Raw genomic sequence first — 21032 nt, 5'->3', positions numbered from 1 at the left:
TAGATTATTACGTCAGACTAGCTGAATTTGGCTCTTTGACATGTGCATACAATGGTTCGATCTGCCAAATGTCATCAGCATAATTTTGAACCGTATAATCTGCGGAAAATTTGCCGGCATTCGCAATATTCATCAAGCTGATCGCTTGCCAGCGCTGTTGGTCTTTATAAGCTAAATCCACGCGATATTGGGCATCACAATAAGATTTGAAGTCTTTCAACAAGAAGTATTCATCATTATATTTTAATAGTGAATCAAACACTTCCCGACCTTCTCTTTCTATATTTGGGATCGTTCCGTCAATAAATGCATTCACAACTCGTTGCAGCACAGGATCTTCTTCATAAAACGCATACGCAGAATAGTTTTGTTGGGCATAATAAGCATAGACCTCTTCTTCTGTTAATCCAAAAATGGCAATGTTCTCATCTCCGATTGCATCTCGAATCTCAATGTTCGCGCCATCCAATGTCGCGATCGTGACTGCCCCATTCAACATCAGCTTCATGTTGCTAGTACCGGAAGCTTCTTTTGATGCTAAGGAAATTTGCTCACTGACATCTGCTGCGGGAATGATCCGCTCAGCCAATGTGACATTGTAGTTTTCCAAAAAGACGACTTTCAGCTTATCATTGATTGTCGGATCATGATTGATCAGGTTAGCTACTTCATTGATCACTTTAATAATGGCTTTCGCATAATGATAACTAGGTGCGGCCTTCGCTCCAAAAATAAATACCCGCGGATGAATCGGTGCCTGAGGGTCATCTTTCAAGTCAAAGTAAAGTTTCAAAATATGCATCACATTCAGCAATTGTCGTTTATACGCATGGAGCCGCTTGATTTGGACATCAAATATCGCGGTTGGATCAACTTCGATCCCGGTTGTCTGCTGAATATATTCAGCTAACGCTTGTTTGTTGGTCAGTTTTGCATCTGCTAGACGTTGCAATACTGTTGGATCTTCTTGGTAATTTTTCAATAATTGCAAGTCTTGTGGGTTATGGCGCCAACTTTTGCCGATAGTCATATCAAGCACCTTTGATAAAGGTTGATTGGCTAACTGCATCCAACGACGTTGTGCGATCCCATTGGTTTTATTATTGAACCGTTCTGGGAATATCAAATAAAAATCATGTAGGACAACGGATTTCAACAGATCAGAATGAAGCTTTGCGACACCATTGACACTATGGCTGCCAATAATCGCTAAATGCGCCATATGGACTTGGCCATCAATAATAATACGCGTCCGATTAAGAAGGGCAGCTTCGTGAACCTCTGCATACTCTTCAAGATAACGACGATCAATTTCTTCAATGATTTGGTAATTCCGAGGAATAACTTCTTTGAATAGATCAATCGGCCATTTTTCTAAAGCTTCAGCCATAATCGTATGGTTGGTATAGCTCATGACTTTCACTGTGATTGCCCATGCTTGTTCCCATGGCAAATCATGATCATCTAACAATAACCGCATCAATTCGGATACACATAATGCAGGGTGGGTATCATTGATATGAATAGCAATTTTTTCACTCATCATCGTTAGCGGATGATTCAATTTTAAATAGTAGCGAACAATACTTTGAATGCCTGCTGAGACAAAGAAATATTCTTGCATAAGTCGAGTCTTCTTGCCTCGTTCATTAGAATCATCTGGATACAAGACAGCGGTCAGATCTTCTAGAGAACGACGAGATTCAATGGTTGCATAGTTGGCTTCTTCCGCTGCAGGAACCTCAACGCTCCACAAACGTAATGTATTGATCATATCATTTTGATAGCCAACCATTCCGGTATCATAAGGAACCGCACGCCAAACATACCCACCATGCCGTTCAGGACGCAGCCTCCCATTCTCGTCTTCAATCAAGTACACTTCGCCGCCATATTGGATATCCACGGCTTTACTCTCCTTTCGAACCTCCCAGACATTTCCGGCACGTAACCAGTCGTCAGGCAGCTCTACTTGATGCCCATCTACAAACTTTTGTTTAAAAAGGCCATAATTATAACGGATGCCGTTCCCATTTCCTGGCAACCCTAATGAAGCCAAAGAATCCATGAAACAAGAAGCTAATCGTCCCAGTCCACCATTTCCTAATGCCATATCTTTTTCAACTTCAGCAACTTCATCTAATGAAAAGGATAACTCTTCGAAGAGCTCTTCCGCAGTATCCAGCAACCCTAAATTCAGTAGATTACTTTTCAACAGTTTTCCAGGTAAAAATTCGATTGAGAAATAATACGCCTGTTTCTGCTGTTCAACGAGCAGATTTTTTCGTGTCTGGCTCCAATCATTCGCGTAGCAGCTCTTGACCACGTTAGCTAAAGCTAAAAACAATTCTTGCGGTGAAGCTTCTGCGATCTCGATCGAAAAAATATCTTTCAACCGGGTTTCTAATAATTCTTGCAAGGTAGCTTTCTCCATTACAATTCACTCCTTTATGACTATCAATTTGTATGAAAAAGGACAGAAGCACCAATCGCCCTTGTCGCTAGGTCGTTCTGTCAAACCCGCTCTACTTTCAGACTAATGAATACTTCTGTCTTATACTTGATTATACTTTGATCGCTTGGTAGAGATCAATATATTGATTGGAACTAATGTCCCAGCTAAAATCTTTATTCATGGCTTGTGCTTGCAAAGATTTCCACGTCTGCTGGTCGTCTTGATAAAGCAGGATTCCTTGTTTCACTGCATTCATCAAATAAAATGACGTGAACTCTTGGAAACCAAATCCGGTGCCTTGATGAGTGATTGGATTGTATGAATCTACCGTATCTTTTAGTCCGCCAATCTCATGCACGACTGGCAATGTCCCGTAACGCATGGCGATCATTTGTGAAAGCCCGCAAGGTTCAAAAGCAGAAGGCATCAAGAACAGATCCGCTCCGGCATACATTTTTTGCGCCAGTCCAATATCAAAAGAAATCACCGCAGCACATTTTTCTGGATATTTTGCAGCAAAGTAACGGAATCCTTCTTCAAATTCCGGTTCTCCCGTTCCTAACAGCGCAAATTGAACATCAAATTGCAATAAGTTTTCCATTTCTGGCATTACAAGATGAAAACCTTTTTGTGTAGTCAAGCGGCTGACCACTGTGATAAGAGGAACATCACGCGCTGGCAGCCCCAGCATCTTTTGCAATTCTTGCTTGTTTGCAGCTTTACCGGACATTTCATCGGAAGTAAAATGATAGGGCAGCAATGGATCTGTTGCGGGATCGTTGGTTTCATAATCGATTCCGTTCAATATTCCTTGCAGTTTCCCAGATTCCATTCTTAGAATGACTTCAAGTCCGCAACCAAATTCTGGTGTTTTGATTTCCTCACTATAAGAAGGACTGACTGTTGTGATACGATCTGCGTATAAAATACCTGCTTTCATGAAATTCAAACAGTCATTTAATCGTAATGTCCCGTCATCGTAACGCTCTGTCCCCATGCCAAACAAGTCCGGTAAAATATCTTTGCTATACCATCCTTGAAAGCCAATGTTATGAATCGTCAAAACGGTGCGGATATTCTGATAAGCATTGATCCAATGATATTTTTCTTTCAGAAGAAAAGGAATCATTGCTGTATGGTAATCATTCACATGAATCACGTCAGGAATAAAATCGATTCTCTCCATCATTTCGATAGTTGCTAGTTGAAAGAAGGCAAAACGTTCGCCATCATCATAATAATCGTATAAATTATCACGACCAAAATAGTACAGATTATCGATAAAATAGTAGGTAACACGATTGAGAACTAGTTTCTTCAACCCACAATATTGCTTACGCCAACCCACATTGACTTCAAATGAAAAACAATCTTCCAGCTGTTCTTGATAGTCGGCTGACATTTTAGTAAAGAATGGCAGAACCACGACTGTTTCTACCCCTTTTTTGACAAGTTCTTTGGGCAATGCACCCACGACATCCCCTAGTCCACCTGTCTTGAAAAATGGCGCGCATTCTGCTGCGGCAAATAGTACCTTCATGCCGTTGCTCCTCCAATTAGATCTTCAGTGACATGGGTATTTTTTTTGACGACGATCGGTGCGTCACTGGTTCCTCTAACTTTGACACCTTCTGCGATCACAACATTTTTATCGAGAATAGCATAGGAAACTTCAGCACCTTCCTTGATTTCATTATTCCCAAAAATGATCGTGTCTTTGACATGGGCATTCGGATGAATCGTTGTTCTGCGGGCAACAAGTGACCGTTCGACAGATCCTTCTACGATACAACCAGAAGCAAAGTGACTATTTTTGACATCCGAAGTCTCAGCGTAATAGGTTGGCACTTCATTCTTCAGCTTGGTGTAGATCTTTTGATTTGAGTAAAGCAATGAGGTAAATTTGTGGACATCTAACATATCCATGTTGGTTTGGTAATAGGATTGAATATCATAAATATTGCTTAAATAACCAGTATATTCATACAAGCTAGTATTTTCGATAGAGATTCGTTCCCGCAAGAAACGACCTAGGTCTGGAGTAGCACCTACAGCTTGTCCTTCTTTTAAAGCTTGGATCAGGCGGTCTGTTTTGATGATGAAGATATCAGTGCAAAGATTGACCATACTTTCTGTCTCGCATTTCTTCGCTTGGACAGCTTCATTCAAATGGCCTTCTTCGTCAACTGAAAAGATCAAGTCGTTGTCACTTACGTTATCACTGCTGATTCGTTTATAAACGACCGTCATTTCTTTATTCTGTAACTGGTGGATTTTCAGCAACGCCCGCAAATCGATGTTGCATAAAATATTGCTGCCCATATAAACCGTATGCTCTGATTTAGATTTTTCCAAATAATCGATCACGTTATAGTAATACTCTTGACCAGCAGCTTGCTGTTTTAATGAGTCTTGGAACAAATGAATGAAGAAACGGTTTTGAACACCATCTAGGTTCCATTCTTTCCCGCCACCGATATGGTCAAATACGGATTGTGTTTCTCCTTCATTAAAAATCATATACACTTGTTTGATATTTGCATTTTCAATACTTGACAAGTTGAAATCAAGCAAACGATATTTACAATCAAACAATAGCGTCGACAACGGACGACTTTCCGTTAAGGGCATCAGTTCTTTGTAGCGGTGCAGATTGCCTAAAATGGCACACATTTTATTAGTTCTCATCAATCGTCACTCCTATCACTTCAGAATAACCAACAACAGCAATTTCATCTGTTCCGTCTATGACTGCATCATCACCGATCACTGCATTTTCTCCAATGATCGCGCGTTTTAGTGTTACATTTTTCCCAATGACTGCTCCAGGCATGACCACACTATCTGTGATCTTGGTTCCTTCTTTGACTTGAACATTTTCTGATAAAATACTATGTTCAATATCTCCAGCAACATAGCAACCATCCATGATCAACGAATTTTTTGCAGAACCTGTTTCTGTAATGAAATGAGGAGGAGCAATCGGATTTTTTGAGAAGACTTGCCAATTTTTATCACGGATTCCCAGTTCCATCTGTGGATCGATAAATTCCATATTAGCTTCCCAAAGAGAATCAATGGTACCCACGTCTTTCCAATAGCCTGAAAAACGATAAGCAAATACATTGTCGCCACTTTCCAAGTAAGATGGAATCACGTGTTTCCCAAAGTCGACCATTTCGCCGTCTTTTGTATAATTGCTTAACAGTACGCTGCGTAAGCGAGCCCAGTCAAAGATATAGATTCCCATTGAAGCTAAGTTACTTTTTGGCTCTGCTGGTTTTTCATCAAATTCAATGATCCGGTCATTTTTATCTGTGTTCATGATACCAAAGCGGGAAGCGTCTTTCATTGGCACTTCTAGCACTGCAACAGTAAGAGACGCATCGTTTTCTTTGTGTTTTTCCAGCATTTCTTCGTAATCCATCTTGTAGATATGGTCACCGGATAATACTAATACATATTGAGGGTCCATTTCATCAATGTAGGCAATGTTTTGATAGATCGCATGAGCTGTTCCTTCAAACCATTTTCCACCTTCAGAATTTGAGTAGGGTTGTAAAATCGTCACTCCGGTATTGATACCATCTAACCCCCAACTTGATCCGTTTCCAATGTGACTGTTCAATGCCAAAGGTTGATACTGTGTCACCACACCAACATTCTTAATCCCTGAATTGACACAATTACTTAATGTAAAATCGATAATACGATACCGACCACCAAAAGGTACTGCAGGTTTCGCAATATTTTTGGTCAACTTCCCTAAACGTGTGCCTTGTCCTCCTGCGAGGATCATCGCTAACATCTCTGTTTTCATTTTCTTGAGCCGCTAAAAAGCCAATCTCTTTCACGATGCCGGTGTTATTTTCGATATGAATGCTTTTCTTTCAAAAAGCCTTCTTTTCGATATCACCTTTCACGTTATCACTTCGATTGGACTTTCGAGCCAGCTCCTCCCCCCTTTCATTTTTTCCTGCGTTTGATTTGAATCTTTTCTGGTTTTATAATCAATGCCCCAAGTGCTGGCAAAATTGTTTTGATTTGATAAGGATATTCTTTGAATGGAATCGCTTCTGTTTGTTGGTCTTGATTATTCTGGGTCCAAGTCCCGCCAAAACTATCGCGTTCGGTATTCAATACTTCACGGTAGGTCCCTTCATACGGAACGCCAATGGCGAAATCGTGGCGTTCAACAGGTGTCAAATTCAATACAACGATCACGAAATCTTTTTTGGTTTTACCTTGTCGCAAATAGGTCAATGTTGTTTCCGCTAAATTATCAGCATCAATGACTACCAGCGATTCTTCTTTATCTTCGATTTCCCACAATGAGCGCTCCTGTTTATACAGTTCATTTAGTGTCTTTGTAAATTGCTGCATACGCTGATTTAGTTCATCTGATAAATCGACCCATTCAAGCCCGTGATCATATTTCCATTCCAAAAATTGTCCCCACTCACTGCCCATAAACAGCAGTTTCTTCCCTGGATGGGTCATCATGTAGGTATACAAATTTCTTAATTGTGAAAATTGCTTGTAACGATCTCCCCACATTTTGTGCATTAAGCTACGTTTGCCATGGACGACTTCGTCATGGGAAAGGGGTAATATATAGTTTTCATTCATGCGGTACATGAATGAAAAAGACAACAAACTCAAATGATCCTTACGGAAGATTGGATCCATTTGGTAAAAACGCAGGACATCGTTCATCCAGCCCAGATTCCATTTATAATCAAATCCAAGAGCCCCTTCTTCAATCAGGCCTGTAACTTTCGTTTCTGAGGTACTTTCCTCAGCGATCATCATCACTTCTGGATGCGCCAGTTTCACGACTGCATTTAATTTCTGCAAGAAGTAATAACCTTCATAATTTCGATTGCCCCCCTCATGATTTGGTTGCCAAACACCCTGGTCGTAGTCTCGGTAGATCATGTTCGAAACCGCATCCACGCGAATCCCATCGATGTGATAAAATTCGATCCAAAAAAGGGCACTGGATAGCAAGAAACTTTGTACTTGTGGTTTGCCTAAATCAAAATTGATTGCTCCCCAACGAACATTTTTTGCACGATCGGCATCTTGATATTCAAATGTCGGCGTTCCATCATAGTAAGCCAAACAATCATCATTGACACAAAAATGGCCCGGCACCCAGTCAACTAGGACACCGATATTTTCCAAGTGACAGGCTTCAACAAAATCTTGAAATTCTTCTGGTGTGCCGTAATAAGCGCTGAGCGCAAAATAGCCAATCAATTGATAACCCCACGATGTGCCTAATGGATGTTCCATCAATGGCATAAATTCAATATGGGTGTAGCCCATTTGTTTGAGGTAAGGAATGAGTTCATCTTTTAATTCAGAAAAACGATAAGGGGTTCCATCTGCGTGGTGTTTCCAAGAACTTGCATGGACTTCATAAATATTAAGTGGTCGTTTAAATTGATTTTGACGCTTTTTGCGGCCTTGCCACAAACCATCACGCCATTTTTTTGCCGGCACCGTGTACAAGACAGCAGCCGTTCCAGGTCGTTCTTCGAAATAAATTGCATATGGATCAATTTTCATGATTTCACGGCCGTCGGCTTGCTTGACCTTGAATTTATAATGCTGTCCTTCTTGAGGCTGATTGGTGGTAATTTCCCAAATCCCCGATTCGGAGCGTTTCGTCATCGGCAAAGAGTCATCCCATTGATTGAAATCACCTACTAGCCAGACATTTTGCGCATTTGGCGCCCAGACACGAAAAACATAGCCTGCTTTCATACGATGTGCACCTAAAAGATGCTGTGAATAAAAATTTTCACCGGTCGTAAACTGCTTCTCTGCTGTAATCATTTGCTCATTTTCCACTCGTATGTCAAACCTCCTCTTAGATCAACCCTATTTTTTCAGCCAATCAATCTTCCATCTAAAAACAGAATATTAGGAAGATCACTGGGAAAATAGTTCAGGGTAGATGGCTTTAATTTAGCATTGCTGCTCCTATATGTAGAATAGCATAAATTAAAGATCTCGTAACGTAAAAGCCTTGGCGATTGCCGGAATAGAACAATTCCTATTCCTGATTCGTTGTATTTCGATCCTCTGCTTATAATCAAAAGATTTAAGGCAGAAAAAAAACAGCTTGAACACGATTGGTTCAACCTGTTTCAGTGCTGCTTCTTTTTTTGGAAACAAAAGCGACATAAGAAGCGACACTTACTTGAAACAAACCGACGATCAAAAATAAAGCAAACAAAAATGGATGGAATTGAACTTTCATCTGGAAAGCCGTTATGACCGCAGCGATCCCAATTCCGGCTGAAAGATAAGGCCAAGAACGAAAAGACCAGAAGCTGGCAACTGTTGTATATAAACTACAGATGCCCAATAAAAAAAGCCTTGTGACCACATCAAAGACTGTGTCTGAAAAATGTATATTCTCTGAAAAAATTTGATTTGCATTAAATGTGTTAGGAACTTTTAAAATAAATAAAAGTGCCGACACCATACTAAGAATAAAAATAAACACATGGCTACTTGCAAAGACGATTCTTTGATTTGATTTCACCTGAGACTCACAACCTTTGATTAATCCATTCAGAGACAGGCATGACCTTTCTCTCGATCCTAAAAAGGATCATGCCCGCCAAAGTTCTTTCACTTGTCCATCTGTATATACTTTATACACTTTTTCATATTGCTTATTCATTGATTGACAGGCAATCAAAAAGTATTTTCCATCCCCGTCAAACTCAAGATCTCCTAATGCTTTCAAAGATACTGATTCTGTCTGTCCTAATTTATTCGTCAAAAAACGAACAGCTTGGGCCGGAGTCAATAAATAGTTTTTCATTAACAACCAGTCGATCACGATTGGTACGATTGTATTTGCTTGACATTCATTTTTTTGTTTAAGTGCAAAAATTAATTCTCCATCAGAAAAGCGGCTTTCTTCAATACCGGCTTCGCAAAGTTCTTTTCGTGCATGCTCAATTTCCGCCATCGAAACAAAAGTGATCATCTCTGCTTTGCTTCTTGTTTCTTCAATCACTTCTGTATGAAATGCTTTGATTCCTTCCAATTTTTACGCCCCCTTTCAAAATTCTAAAGTTATCATACCACCTCAAATGAGAACAATCAATTAATACGCTCGTTATTTTCTAATCATTTTCAAATAATAAAAAATGCAAAAAAAGAAAGAAAACGTTATCCCAAAGAGGGTTTTAACGAATTCTTTCTTTTTTATCTTTTGTGTTTCTGAACGTTTATTAAAATTTTATCATTTCCGTGATGAGAATTGTTTGCGGATTAGATGTTTTTCCAAGATAATCTGCTAAAAATGTACGCCGATCAAATTCGGACAATCCTTCCATCGATGACCCATTCTGCTCAGTGAGAAACGCAGGATCAACAACAGGAAGATCAAAGCCCTGTTCTGACTGAAGAATATTTCCTTCTATGAGGGATGTCAGAAAAATACTTGGCCGGATTTTTCGCTGTTTTGCCACCCGTTCAAAAATGACACTGATTTGATCCAAGTAATAGGCCTCATCAACATCCCCTAGCAAATACAAAAGCTTCTGATAGATTGGCAATGACAGTAGTTGTCGATTTGCTGCAAAAAAAGCGGGAATCGTTGCTGGCCATTTTTCTTGGGAAAGAGAAATAAGCTGGAAAGACTCATGGATTAGCCGATAAATGAATCCTTGTACCACCCCTTCCTCACAAGCATAGAAAAAGCGTTGGTCACTCATGATTTCCGCTTGTAAAATGAACGCCAACTGTTCTGAAATTATCGTATTAGGTAGTTGCCAACGTTCACGACTCTTCTGCTGATCTTGTGTGGAATAGATAGGAAATGCCACTTGATAGCGACGATCCTTACGGTTAATGATCCCAGCATCGATCAACTGATCAAGTATTTTTTCAAAATTTTTCTCTGGAAAATTTTGTTTTAATTCTCTTAAGATTGGTGGTTTTTGTTGTTTTTTCAAGAAAAGAATCAGTTTTAAGAACAACTCTGAATCAATAATTTTCTGAATTCCTTGATAATGACTACTATAAAAAAATTCCATGTCTTTCGCTCTCTTTCCATTCCCAGTAGAAGGGCCGTCTTCCCATTCAAAAATAGCCGGACAATCTTAAGCTTCCCTGCTAGCCAAAAACCTTTCATTATTACAGTGAAAGGACTGCAGTTGCTGATTGTCCGACAAATTCAAATGTTCATCTTTTTTGCCCGTATTATCCTGTCAGCTATTAGTTATTAAAGCTTTCAGTTAATTGCGGCACAACTTGTTTTTTACGAGAAACAACCCCAGGTAAGAATGCACGATTTGCTGTCAAGACAACGTTAAACGCCGCTTCAACCGGTGCAGTTGGCTCTCCAATCACTAGCAATTCAGAATTGCTGTTCAAAATATCAGTAACGACTAATAAGTACAAGTCATAGCCTTTTGCCTGATTTTCGGCCTTCATTGCTGTTTCTAGCTCTTCTTGGCGGCTAAACACTTCATTCAAATCCACTGTATTTACTTGACCGATACGAATGTTTTTTCCACCCATCGGAAAACTTTTTGCATCTAGATCCAACAACTCAGCAGCCGTTTTGGTTGTTAAATTTGTTCCAGCTTTCAACATATCCAGACCGTACGCATCTAAATCCACATTAGCAATTGCTGCTAACTCTTTTGCAGCGGCGATATCTTCCTCAGTACATGTAGGTGACTTGAACAACAATGTATCTGAAACGATCGCTGACAACATGATTCCGGCAATAGCTGCGGGAATCTCTACATTTGCCTCACGGTATAATTTCAACACGATCGTACTCGTACAGCCAACAGGTTCTGCACGGTAGTAGAGAGGGTTTGCAGTTTCAAAATTGGCGATACGATGATGGTCAACTACAGCTAAAATGGCAGCTTCTGCTATCCCTTCTGCACTTTGTTGAAACTCATTATGATCCACAAGCATCACTTCTGAACCAGCCTCAATCTGCTCAATCACACGCGGGGCTTCAAGTTCAAAATGAGACAAAGCAAATTGCGTTTCTTCGTTTGGTGTTCCCAGAGCAACTGCTTCGGTATCTTTTCCTAATTCCTTTTGCAAGTGCGCAAAAGCAATTGCTGCTCCAATAGCATCTGTATCAGGATTTTGGTGTCCAAATACTAATATTTTCGACATAATGATCGCTCCTAATTCATTCATTTTCCACTTTCTAATGATAGCAAAAAATAGGAAAGAATCAATAGTTATCTTCTTTACGCTTGTTAACGGGTAAGATAACCTTTATAGTCATCGACATGAAGCAACTCTTTTGCATTTTTCACGCGATCTTGTGTTGGCGGCTCAATTCCTTCCAGTGGATACTTCAGCCCTAATTCATCCCATTTATATTTACCCATTGTGTGATAAGGTAAAATCTCTACTTTATCTACATTATTCAGCGTCTTGATAAACGCATCTAAACGGATCAAAAACTCATCATAATCACTTCTGAATGGCACCAGCACGTGACGGATCCAGACTGGCTTATTGATTTCTGAAAGGTATTTTGCCATTTCTAAGATGTTGTCGTTGGATTGTGTGGTCAGCTTCTTATGAGCATCATTATCAATATGCTTGATATCAAATAATAGTAAATCAGTGACAGTCATCAACTCTTGAAATTTGCTAAAAAAAGGTTCTTCCCGAGTAAAAGGTTTTCCGCACGTATCTAAGGTGGTGTTCACCCCTGCAGCTTTGGCTTTCCGGAAAAGATCGATCAAGAAGTCCAACTGAAGCAATGGTTCTCCGCCACTAACAGTCAGCCCACCTTTTTCTCCCCAAAATTCTCGATATTTGAGTGCTTCTTCCAGTACGTCATCTGTCGTCCGTTCGATACCGGCACCGATTTTCCAAGTATCTGGATTATGACAAAACTCACAACGCATCCGGCATCCTTGCATAAAGACAATAAAGCGAATACCTGGTCCGTCCACTGATCCGAAACTTTCTGTTGAATGAATATGTCCTGTTACTGACATGTTGCTCTTCCTTTCTTGAAGAAACTAAAAATAAAGTTGCATCGTTTTATTCCATTGATTCCTCGCCCATACTCGCAGTGAGGCAATAGTTTGATGAACAAACTACGCTTGTCATCATCTGCTCTGCTTCACAGTCGCAGTGATTCCCTTCGGCTTTGTTACTACGGTCTCTTCGTTCCCCGTATTCATCATCTGCTCTGCTTCGCAGTCGCAGTGATTCCCTTCGGCTTTGTTGCTACGGTCTCTTCGTTCCCCGTATTCACCATCTGCTCTGCTTCGCAGTCGCAGTGATTCCCTTCGGCTTTGGTTACTATGGTCTCTTCGTTCCCCGTATTCATCATCTGCTCTGCTTCGCAGTCGCAGTGATTCCCTTCGGACTTTGGTTACTACGGTCTCTTCGTTCCCCGTATTCATCATCTGCTCTGCTTCGCAGTCGCAGTGATTCCCTTCGGACTTTGATTACTACGGTCTCTTCGTTCCCCGTATTCATCATCTGCTCTGCTTCGCAGTCGCAGTGATTCCCTTCGGACTTCGGTTACTACGGTCTCTTCGTTCCCCGTATTCATCATCTGCTCTGCTTCGCAGTCGCAGTGATTCATAACAATAGCGGCGGAATGTTCCATCCGCCGCCTTTTTTTTGCTATTACATTGCTTCGTGCATGGTACGAGCGATAACGTCATCTTGTTGTTCTTTTGTCAACTTGATGAAGTTAACTGCATAACCTGATACACGAATTGTTAATTGTGGGTATTTTTCTGGATGCGCTTGTGCATCAAGCAATGTGTCGCGGTTGAATACATTGATATTCAAGTGGTGACCACCTTTTGCTGCATAACCATCCAACATAGTTGCTAGGTTTTCTTGCTGTGTTTCGTCGTCACGTCCTAATGCTTTAGGTACGATTGAGAATGTATTTGAAATACCATCTAATGAATAGTCATATGGCAATTTCGCAACAGATGAAAGACTAGCCAACGCACCGTGTGTATCGCGGCCGTGCATTGGGTTCGCACCTGGGGCAAATGGCGCACCAGCGCGGCGTCCGTCAGGAGTGTTCCCTGTTTTCTTACCATAAACGACGTTTGAAGTGATCGTTAAGATCGATGTTGTATGTTTTGAGTTACGGTAAGTTTTTGTGCGTTTTACTTTCTTCATGAAAGTTTTCAATAGGTTAACAGCAATATCGTCTACGCGATCATCGTTGTTTCCATATTTAGGATAGTCGCCTTCGATTTCGTAATCTTCAACGATGCCGTTTTCGTCACGAATTGTGCGGACTTTCGCATATTTGATAGCAGATAATGAGTCAACTGCTACAGAGAATCCTGCGATACCAGTAGCCATCGTACGCAAGATATCTGTATCTTGTAAGGCCATTTCAATTCGTTCATAAGAATATTTATCATGCATGTAGTGGATAATGTTCAATGTATTGACATACAAATCACAAATCCAGTCCATCATTGTGTCATATTTTTCCATTACTTCATTGTAATCAAGATATTCTGAAGTGATTGGTTGGAATTTAGGTCCCACTTGCGCTTTTGATTTTTCGTCGACCCCGCCATTGATTGCATACAACAACGTTTTCGCCAAGTTCGCACGAGCACCGAAGAATTGCATTTGTTTACCAATGCGCATAGCAGATACACAACATGCGATTCCATAGTCATCGCCCCAATGTCCACGCATTACATCATCGTTTTCATATTGGATTGCTGATGTTTGGATAGACATTTTCGCACAGAATGTTTTGAAGTTGTGTGGCAAGCGTGTTGACCACAAAACAGTCAAGTTTGGTTCTGGAGCTGGTCCCAAGTTTGCTAGTGTGTGCAAGAAACGGAAGCTGTTTTTAGTTACCATGTGGCGTCCGTCTTCACCCATCCCGGCGATTGATTCTGTAACCCATGTTGGGTCACCAGAGAATAATGCATTGTATTCAGGTGTACGAGCAAATTTCACTAGACGAAGTTTCATTACGAAATGGTCAACGATTTCTTGTGCTTCTTCTTCTGTGATCACGCCATTTTTAAGGTCGCGTTCTACATAGATATCCAAGAAAGTTGACGTACGTCCTAGAGACATTGCTGCTCCGTTTTGTTCTTTGATGGCTGCTAGATAGCCTAAATATAACCATTGGAATGCTTCTCTTGCAGTTTGTGCAGGTTGAGAAATATCAAACCCGTAGATTGTACCAAGTTCTTTCAATTCGCTTAATGCGCGAATTTGTTCACTTAATTCTTCACGTTGGCGAATGATATCGTCTGACATCGTGCCATTGCCGCAATACAACAAGTCTTGTTGTTTTTCTTTGATCAAGTAATCCACACCATACAATGCTACGCGACGGTAGTCACCGATGATACGACCACGACCATAAGCATCAGGAAGTCCAGTGATAACACCAGAACGGCGTGCAGCTCTGATTTCAGGAGTGTACGCATCAAATACACCTTGGTTGTGTGTTTTACGGTAGTCACGGAAGATGTGAGAAACTTCAGAATCAATTTCATACCCATAAGATTCTGCTGATTGTTCTGACATTCGGATACCGCCGAACGGTTGCAAGCTGCGTTTGAAAGGTTTGTCTGTTTGGAACCCGACAACTGTTTCTAACTCTTTGTTCAAATAGCCCGGGCCGTGAGAAGTAATCGTTGAAACGATTTTAGTATCCATGTCTAAAACGCCGCCAGCGTCACGTTCTTGCTTGTTCAAGTCCATAACTTGATCCCAAAGCTTTGTAGTTGCTTCAGTTGGGCCAGCTAAAAATTCGTCTGTTCCGTCATAAGGTGTGTAGTTTTCTTGGATGAAGTCGCGTACGTTAACTTCTTCTTTCCAAGTTTTTCCTTTAAATCCATTCCATTGTTCCATTTGATGGACCTCCTTAAATTTTCTGTTCACTAAGTGTAACAGCTTTACGTGAATAGTATAACACAAAGCGTTTGCATTGCAAGCATTTACAAGAATTATTTTTAACAAAATTAGCTATTAAAACATAAAATGCAACGAAACAGCTTTTAAATCAACGTTTTTTAAATGTGAATTTTTTATTAAAGTCCTTTTTTTGAAAATGTGAAAAATTAATTATATAGAAAAAAACACGCGTCTGTATTGGTACAGATGCGTGTTTTACATTTAACTTATAGTACAGAATCTTCTTGAATCGCAGGATCAATCACTCGAGCAACTTCATGGATCAAGCCACCGGATTTTTCATCGGTAACAAAGGACCCATTCGATGTCCGGTCATTGATTGGGATTTGATTCGTCTCGATCTCGATCATTTGCCCCTTTTGAGTAGTCAAAATCAGGGATTGGTTTTCACCGCTTCCCATATAAACAATCCGATGAGGATTTTTCTTTAACTCTCTGAGAACCATCAGTCCTCGTTTCGCTCGTCCTAACTGACTGATTTCTTGAGCCAGCATTCGTTTGACCGCCCCTCGCTGAGTGACCATGATTACAGGCGTATCTCCTTCCGAGTAAACCAATAATCCATTGACGATCTGATCATCTTCTTTAAGATTCATCGCTTTGACTCCAGCAGCTTTTGGTCCTACAACAGGCACTTCGGCTAATGGATAGCGTAGGCCAAAAGCACGATAACTAACTAGAAAGACATCCAAGGGCTCATTTTGATCCGCTAAATACACGTTGACAAGTTCATCGGCCTCATCTTTTAGTTTCATCATAGTCAATGGCCGACTCTTGTACGTACGCCAAGGTTCAAATTCTGTCATTCTTGTTTGTTTAATCATACCGTTTTTGCTAATCAGCACGAAATTCTTTTGCGGATCAAGTTCTTGATAGGTGAATACAGCTAAAATGGTTTCTTCGGTCGCTAGATTCATTACTGTTTGCGAAATATGTTCCCCTAGATCTTTCCATTTGAGATCCGGCAACTCATGAATGGGGCGATAAATGACGTTCCCTTTATTGGTCACCAGCAACAAATGATCCAATGTGCTTGCTTGCCCGCTATAAAGCAGTGCATCGCCTTCTTTCATGCCTAACTCTTCTGGCTTAGAAGCGCCATAAGACCGCAAGCTGCTGCGTTTGACATAGCCATCTGTCGTAACAGTTACCACAACATCTTCTTGGGCGACAAGTACTTGGGTCTCGATTTTGATTTCTTGGATCTCTGCTTCAATCTCGGTCAACCGATCAGAGTGGTATTTCTTCTTGATTTCTCTTAGCTCTTTTTTGATGACTTTTAATAATTCCGTTTCTTCATTCAAAATTTTCGTCAATTCGCGAATCGTTTCAGCTAATTCTTGGGCTTCTGCCTGTAATTGCGTGATATCTGTATTAGTCAAGCGATACAATTGCAATGTTACAATGGCTTCTGCCTGTTCTTCTGTAAACCCATGCTGAACGACCAGATTATTTTTTGCATCTTTTTTGTCTTTACTGCTGCGGATTGTCGCGATCACTTCATCGAGGATCGAAAGAGCCTTCATCAACCCATCAACGATGTGCTGACGTTTCTGCGCTTTCTTCAGCTCATAGCGGCTCCGCTTAGCAATGACTTCCCGACGGTGTTTCACATAACTTTCTAAGATATGTTTCAACCCGACTTGCTGCGGCCGCATTTCATCGATGGCTACCATGTTGAAATTGTAGTTGATTTGCAGTTCCGTATTTTTAAATAGATAGTTCAAAATTCCTTGAGCATTGGCATCTTTTTTCAGCTCAACCACAATTTGCAAACCGGTACGGTCCGTTTCGTCCCGGACCTCGGCAATCCCATCGATTTTTTTGTTTAAACGAATCTCATCCATTTTTTTGACCAGATTCGCTTTATTGACTTCGTAAGGAATCTCATTGATGACAATTTGCTGTTTGCCGCCTTTGATATCTTCGATTCTAGTCTTTGAACGTAAGATCACTTTCCCGCGACCTGTTTCATATGCCTTCTTGATTTCTTCTTTTCCTTGTAAGATGCCGCCAGTTGGGAAATCTGGACCTGGAATGAATTCCATCAATTTATCCAATGAGGCGTTCGGGTGATCAATCAAATAAATCGTTCCGTCAATGACTTCACTTAAATTGTGTGTGGGAATTTCAGTTGCATAACCGGCAGAGATCCCTGTCGACCCGTTGACCAGCAGATTGGGATATTTTGCTGGCAAAACAGTTGGTTCCTTTTCGGTATCGTCAAAATTCCAAACTAACTCAACGGTATCTTTTTCAATATCCTTCAATAATTCTCCGCTTAATTCAGACAAACGGGCTTCTGTATAACGCATAGCTGCTGGCGGATCACCATCCATACTCCCGTTGTTCCCGTGCATTTCGATCAGGATTTGTCTTAATTTCCAGTCTTGACTCATACGGACCATGGCTTCATAAATACTGGAATCTCCATGGGGATGAAAATTCCCCATGATATTCCCTACAGATTTTGCGGACTTACGAAATCCTTTGTCATAAGTATTTCCATCTTGATTCATGGCAAACAAAATTCGTCGCTGAACGGGCTTTAGGCCATCTCGAATATCCGGTAATGCCCGTTCTTGGATAATATATTTAGAGTATCTGCCGAAACGGTCCCCCATCACTTCTTCTAATGTTAATTCTTGTATATTGTTTTTATGTTCCAAGAGATCCCCTCCTAATCCTCAGACAAGCTGATTGCTGAAATTTGCTCAGCTTCTTGTAATTTTTCTTCGACCAATCCAGGGATCGTCTCTTCTTTTTTCTCTAAAATACTGCCGTCTTCTTCCAAGCTGAATTGGACATGGCTTTCGATCCACTTCCGCCGCGGTTCTACTTTATCACCCATCAATGTAGTAACCCGTCGTTCCGCTTGTGCCGCATCATCGATTCGAACACGGATCAATGTTCTTGTTTCTGGGTCCATCGTTGTCTCCCAAAGTTGATCTGCATTCATCTCACCTAACCCTTTGTACCGTTGCAGCATATAGCCTTTACCAATTTTTTTGGTCACCGCGTTTAATTCGTCATCTGTCCAGGCATATTCAACTACGGCTTTTTTGCCTAGGCCTTTTGAAACTTTGTACAAAGGCGGCAATGCAATATAAACTTTGCCAGCTTCGATCAATGGTTTCATATAGCGATAAAAGAAGGTCAGCAACAAGACTTGGATATGAGCACCATCTGTATCTGCATCGGTCATGATGATCACTTTGTCATAATTGCAGTCTTCGATCGAAAATTCTGGACCAACGCCTGCGCCGATCGTGTAGATCATAGTATTGATTTCTTCATTTTTCAAAATGTCTTGCATTTTGGCTTTCTCGGTATTGATGACTTTTCCACGTAACGGAAGAATTGCTTGAAACTTACGGTCTCGGCCTTGTTTGGCTGATCCACCAGCCGAGTCTCCTTCGACTAAGTACAACTCATTTTTTTTCGGATTACGAGACTGGGCTGGTGTCAATTTTCCAGATAACAACGATTCGCCCTTTTTGCGTTTTTTCCCACTGCGGCTTTCTTCTCGTGCTTTCCGAGCAGCTTCCCGCGCTTCCCGAGCCTTGATGGCTTTACGGACAAGCATTTGGCTCATCTCGCTATTTTCTTGCAAGTAATAACCCAGTTGTTCACCAATCACATTGTCTACCGCATTTCGTGCGATCGGCGTTCCTAGTTTTTCTTTTGTTTGACCTTCAAATTGAAGCAGATTCTCTGGTACCCGAATCGACAGAACTGCCGCTAAACCTTCCCGAAAATCACTGCCTTCCAGATTTTTGTCCTTTTCTTTCAGCAGGCCGACCTTTCGAGCATATTCATTGAAAGCTTTAGTCATAGAGATCTTCATTCCCACTTCATGGGTACCGCCGTCTTTCGTACGCACGTTATTTACAAATGATAGGACATTTTCGGAATACCCATCATTATATTGGAAAGCAACTTCCACTTCGATTGCTTCTTTTGTGCCAGAAAAATACACAACAGGCGTCAATGTATCTTTTTCTTCGTTTAAATAATCAACAAACTCTTTGATTCCTTCTTCAAATAAAAAGACCTCTTGCTGCAATTCAGCCCGCTCATCTGTTAGGGTGATTTTCACTCCTCTTAATAAGAAAGCTGATTCTCGCAATCGTTCTGCTAACGTGTCATAAGAAAATTTCGTTGTTGTAAAAATCGTGTCATCCGGCTTGAAACGTACGGTTGTTCCAGTTGCTTTCCGCGTCTTTCCGATTTTTTTCAATGTACCGTCAGGTTTGCCACCATCTTTGAATTTCTCTTGGTATTCGATACCATCTCGTACGATAGAAACTTCTAGCCAGCTTGATAGCGCATTTACGACACTGGCACCCACTCCGTGGAGTCCGCCTGATGTCTTATAGCCCCCTTGGCCAAATTTGCCGCCAGCATGCAGTACAGTAAAGATGACTTCGACTGTTGGGATTCCTGAAGCATGCATTCCCACCGGCATTCCACGACCATTGTCTCGCACACTGATACTATTGTCTTTGTGGATAGTGACATCAATTTCATTCCCGAATCCTGATAGTGCTTCGTCGACCGCATTATCAACGATTTCGTAGACCAAATGGTGCAAGCCTCGGCCGTCAGTCGATCCGATATACATACCAGGTCGCTTTCTCACTGCCTCCAAGCCTTCTAGGACTTGTATCGAGGCATCATTATACTCTGTGGTTTTCTTTGCCAAAGCCACCGCTCCTTTAACTAAATTAAGTGGGTTTCCGCGGAAACCCAACATGAATGATTCGCAAAAAAAATCTTAACATAAAATCGGCTTTTTTCAAGCGAACATTTTTCTAAACTATCTTATCCTTTTTCCTACCGTTCGACAAGGCAAAGTCACTTTTAGCTTTTGGATGATCCATCTATCATTGCTCGTTTATCCATAGCTTCAGTATTTTCTTATTGTTGCTGCGACGGTTTCATGCTAAAATTGCTCTAGACTTTCAAGGAAAGTGGGTTATCATGAAGACGATTCTGTTACTATTTATTGCTTATTTGCTCGGTTCGATTCCCTCTGGTGTCTGGATCGGTCAGCTATTCTTCAAAAAAGACATTCGCCAATTTGGCAGCGGGAATACAGGAACTACGAATACCTTTCGTGTTCTTGGCAAATCAGCTGGCGTCATTGTTTTATTGATGGATATTCTGAAAGGTACCTTGGCTACTTGTTTGCCGGCGATCTTTTCAGTCACAACAATCAATCCTCTTTGGTTTGGTGTTTGTGCTATTCTAGGTCACACGTTTCCAATTTTTGCCAAGTTCAAAGGCGGGAAAGCGGTGGCGACCAGCGCAGGCATGCTTTTAGGCTACAATCCAATTTTCTTCATTTATTCAGCGCTTATTTTTGTGATTTGTTTGTTCATAACCAGCATGGTCAGCCTGACAAGTATGATTGCAGCCTGCTTGATCACTTTGTCGACAATCCTATTGCCTTATGTCGCACCAATGATTTTACCAAAACAAAATTGGTTATTGACGTGTATCGCAATTGGTGTCACCTGTTTTATTTTTATCCGTCATCGTGAAAATATCAAGCGGATCAAAGACGGCACAGAGAGCCGTATCTCTTTTGGTCTTAATAAAAAAGAATAGGAGAAGCTGGGAA

Annotated in this window: 16 protein-coding genes; 1 reads left to right on the top strand and 15 read right to left on the bottom strand. The window is 41.0% G+C overall.

Annotated elements, in window-relative coordinates:
* Nucleotides 1–7 precede the first annotated feature (7 nt).
* The 15 genes from HED61_RS08635 to parE form a co-directional block, all read right to left on the bottom strand.
* Complete coding sequence (locus HED61_RS08635) at nucleotides 8–2434, bottom strand: glycogen/starch/alpha-glucan phosphorylase (protein ID WP_156247306.1); 2427 nt, start codon at nucleotides 2432–2434, stop codon at nucleotides 8–10.
* Between the two features lie 130 nt (nucleotides 2435–2564).
* Nucleotides 2565–3995 carry a glycogen synthase GlgA gene (gene glgA, locus HED61_RS08630; protein ID WP_005472317.1) on the bottom strand — a complete coding sequence of 477 codons (1431 nt, stop codon included), beginning with the start codon at nucleotides 3993–3995 and terminating at the stop codon, nucleotides 2565–2567.
* Complete coding sequence (gene glgD, locus HED61_RS08625; protein ID WP_005472316.1) at nucleotides 3992–5143, bottom strand: glucose-1-phosphate adenylyltransferase subunit GlgD; 1152 nt, start codon at nucleotides 5141–5143, stop codon at nucleotides 3992–3994. The genes glgA and glgD overlap by 4 nt, the downstream gene beginning before the upstream one ends.
* Nucleotides 5133–6275: a glucose-1-phosphate adenylyltransferase gene (locus HED61_RS08620; protein ID WP_003127006.1), complete on the bottom strand. Its 1143-nt coding sequence runs from the start codon at nucleotides 6273–6275 to the stop codon at nucleotides 5133–5135. The genes glgD and HED61_RS08620 overlap by 11 nt, the downstream gene beginning before the upstream one ends.
* 146 nt (nucleotides 6276–6421) lie before the next feature.
* On the bottom strand, nucleotides 6422–8299 hold the full coding sequence (gene glgB, locus HED61_RS08615; RefSeq protein WP_029486951.1) for a 1,4-alpha-glucan branching protein GlgB: 1878 nt from the start codon (nucleotides 8297–8299) through the stop codon (nucleotides 6422–6424).
* Between the two features lie 304 nt (nucleotides 8300–8603).
* Complete coding sequence (locus HED61_RS08610; protein ID WP_005472313.1) at nucleotides 8604–9014, bottom strand: hypothetical protein; 411 nt, start codon at nucleotides 9012–9014, stop codon at nucleotides 8604–8606.
* A 69-nt stretch (nucleotides 9015–9083) separates the two neighbouring features.
* Nucleotides 9084–9527 (bottom strand): hypothetical protein, encoded by a 444-nt coding sequence (locus tag HED61_RS08605; protein ID WP_103299922.1) that lies wholly within the window; start codon nucleotides 9525–9527, stop codon nucleotides 9084–9086.
* Between the two features lie 187 nt (nucleotides 9528–9714).
* Nucleotides 9715–10521, bottom strand: a complete 807-nt coding sequence (locus HED61_RS08600) for a DUF1803 domain-containing protein (RefSeq protein WP_103299921.1) — start codon at nucleotides 10519–10521, stop codon at nucleotides 9715–9717.
* 181 nt (nucleotides 10522–10702) lie between these two features.
* The gene (locus tag HED61_RS08595; RefSeq protein WP_103299920.1) at nucleotides 10703–11629 is read right to left on the bottom strand and encodes a manganese-dependent inorganic pyrophosphatase; all 927 of its coding nucleotides are present in this window, start codon (nucleotides 11627–11629) and stop codon (nucleotides 10703–10705) included.
* A gap of 86 nt (nucleotides 11630–11715) precedes the next feature.
* On the bottom strand, nucleotides 11716–12471 hold the full coding sequence (pflA, locus tag HED61_RS08590; protein WP_003126995.1) for a pyruvate formate-lyase-activating protein: 756 nt from the start codon (nucleotides 12469–12471) through the stop codon (nucleotides 11716–11718).
* Between the two features lie 114 nt (nucleotides 12472–12585).
* On the bottom strand, nucleotides 12586–12885 hold the full coding sequence (locus HED61_RS08585; protein WP_234981371.1) for a hypothetical protein: 300 nt from the start codon (nucleotides 12883–12885) through the stop codon (nucleotides 12586–12588).
* Nucleotides 12885–13094 carry a hypothetical protein gene (locus tag HED61_RS08580; RefSeq protein WP_219645273.1) on the bottom strand — a complete coding sequence of 70 codons (210 nt, stop codon included), beginning with the start codon at nucleotides 13092–13094 and terminating at the stop codon, nucleotides 12885–12887. The genes HED61_RS08585 and HED61_RS08580 overlap by 1 nt, the downstream gene beginning before the upstream one ends.
* A 20-nt stretch (nucleotides 13095–13114) precedes the next feature.
* Entirely contained in the window at nucleotides 13115–15343 is a 2229-nt protein-coding gene (gene pflB / locus HED61_RS08575) for a formate C-acetyltransferase (RefSeq protein WP_003126991.1), read from the bottom strand.
* Between the two features lie 269 nt (nucleotides 15344–15612).
* Nucleotides 15613–18075 (bottom strand): DNA topoisomerase IV subunit A, encoded by a 2463-nt coding sequence (gene parC, locus HED61_RS08570; protein ID WP_103299919.1) that lies wholly within the window; start codon nucleotides 18073–18075, stop codon nucleotides 15613–15615.
* 11 nt (nucleotides 18076–18086) lie between these two features.
* Complete coding sequence (parE, locus tag HED61_RS08565; protein WP_003126988.1) at nucleotides 18087–20111, bottom strand: DNA topoisomerase IV subunit B; 2025 nt, start codon at nucleotides 20109–20111, stop codon at nucleotides 18087–18089.
* A 278-nt stretch (nucleotides 20112–20389) separates the two neighbouring features.
* Here parE and plsY point away from each other — a divergent pair, with 278 nt between their 5' ends.
* Nucleotides 20390–21019: a glycerol-3-phosphate 1-O-acyltransferase PlsY gene (gene plsY / locus HED61_RS08560; protein ID WP_003126987.1), complete on the top strand. Its 630-nt coding sequence runs from the start codon at nucleotides 20390–20392 to the stop codon at nucleotides 21017–21019.
* Nucleotides 21020–21032 lie beyond the last annotated feature (13 nt).

Origin of the sequence: Enterococcus gallinarum (assembly GCF_021496385.1) — a bacterium.
In the GTDB taxonomy this organism is placed as follows: Bacteria; Bacillota; Bacilli; order Lactobacillales; family Enterococcaceae; genus Enterococcus_D; species Enterococcus_D gallinarum.
Note: the sequence above shows the minus strand (reverse complement) of the source record. Positions and strands in the feature narration are given on the sequence as shown.

Bases quoted from the DNA above. Each gene is read 5' to 3' on its own strand.
- HED61_RS08635 (WP_156247306.1), bottom strand. From the start codon at position 2,434: ATGGAGAAAGCTACCTTGCAAGAATTATTAGAAACCCGGTTGAAAGAT.
- glgA (WP_005472317.1), bottom strand. From the start codon at position 3,995: ATGAAGGTACTATTTGCCGCAGCAGAATGCGCGCCATTTTTCAAGACA.
- glgD (WP_005472316.1), bottom strand. From the start codon at position 5,143: ATGAGAACTAATAAAATGTGTGCCATTTTAGGCAATCTGCACCGCTAC.
- HED61_RS08620 (WP_003127006.1), bottom strand. From the start codon at position 6,275: ATGAAAACAGAGATGTTAGCGATGATCCTCGCAGGAGGACAAGGCACA.
- glgB (WP_029486951.1), bottom strand. From the start codon at position 8,299: ATGATTACAGCAGAGAAGCAGTTTACGACCGGTGAAAATTTTTATTCA.
- HED61_RS08600 (WP_103299921.1), bottom strand. From the start codon at position 10,521: ATGGAATTTTTTTATAGTAGTCATTATCAAGGAATTCAGAAAATTATT.
- HED61_RS08595 (WP_103299920.1), bottom strand. From the start codon at position 11,629: ATGTCGAAAATATTAGTATTTGGACACCAAAATCCTGATACAGATGCT.
- pflA (WP_003126995.1), bottom strand. From the start codon at position 12,471: ATGTCAGTAACAGGACATATTCATTCAACAGAAAGTTTCGGATCAGTG.
- HED61_RS08585 (WP_234981371.1), bottom strand. From the start codon at position 12,885: ATGAATACGGGGAACGAAGAGACCGTAGTAACCAAAGTCCGAAGGGAA.
- HED61_RS08580 (WP_219645273.1), bottom strand. From the start codon at position 13,094: ATGGAACATTCCGCCGCTATTGTTATGAATCACTGCGACTGCGAAGCA.
- pflB (WP_003126991.1), bottom strand. From the start codon at position 15,343: ATGGAACAATGGAATGGATTTAAAGGAAAAACTTGGAAAGAAGAAGTT.
- plsY (WP_003126987.1), top strand. From the start codon at position 20,390: ATGAAGACGATTCTGTTACTATTTATTGCTTATTTGCTCGGTTCGATT.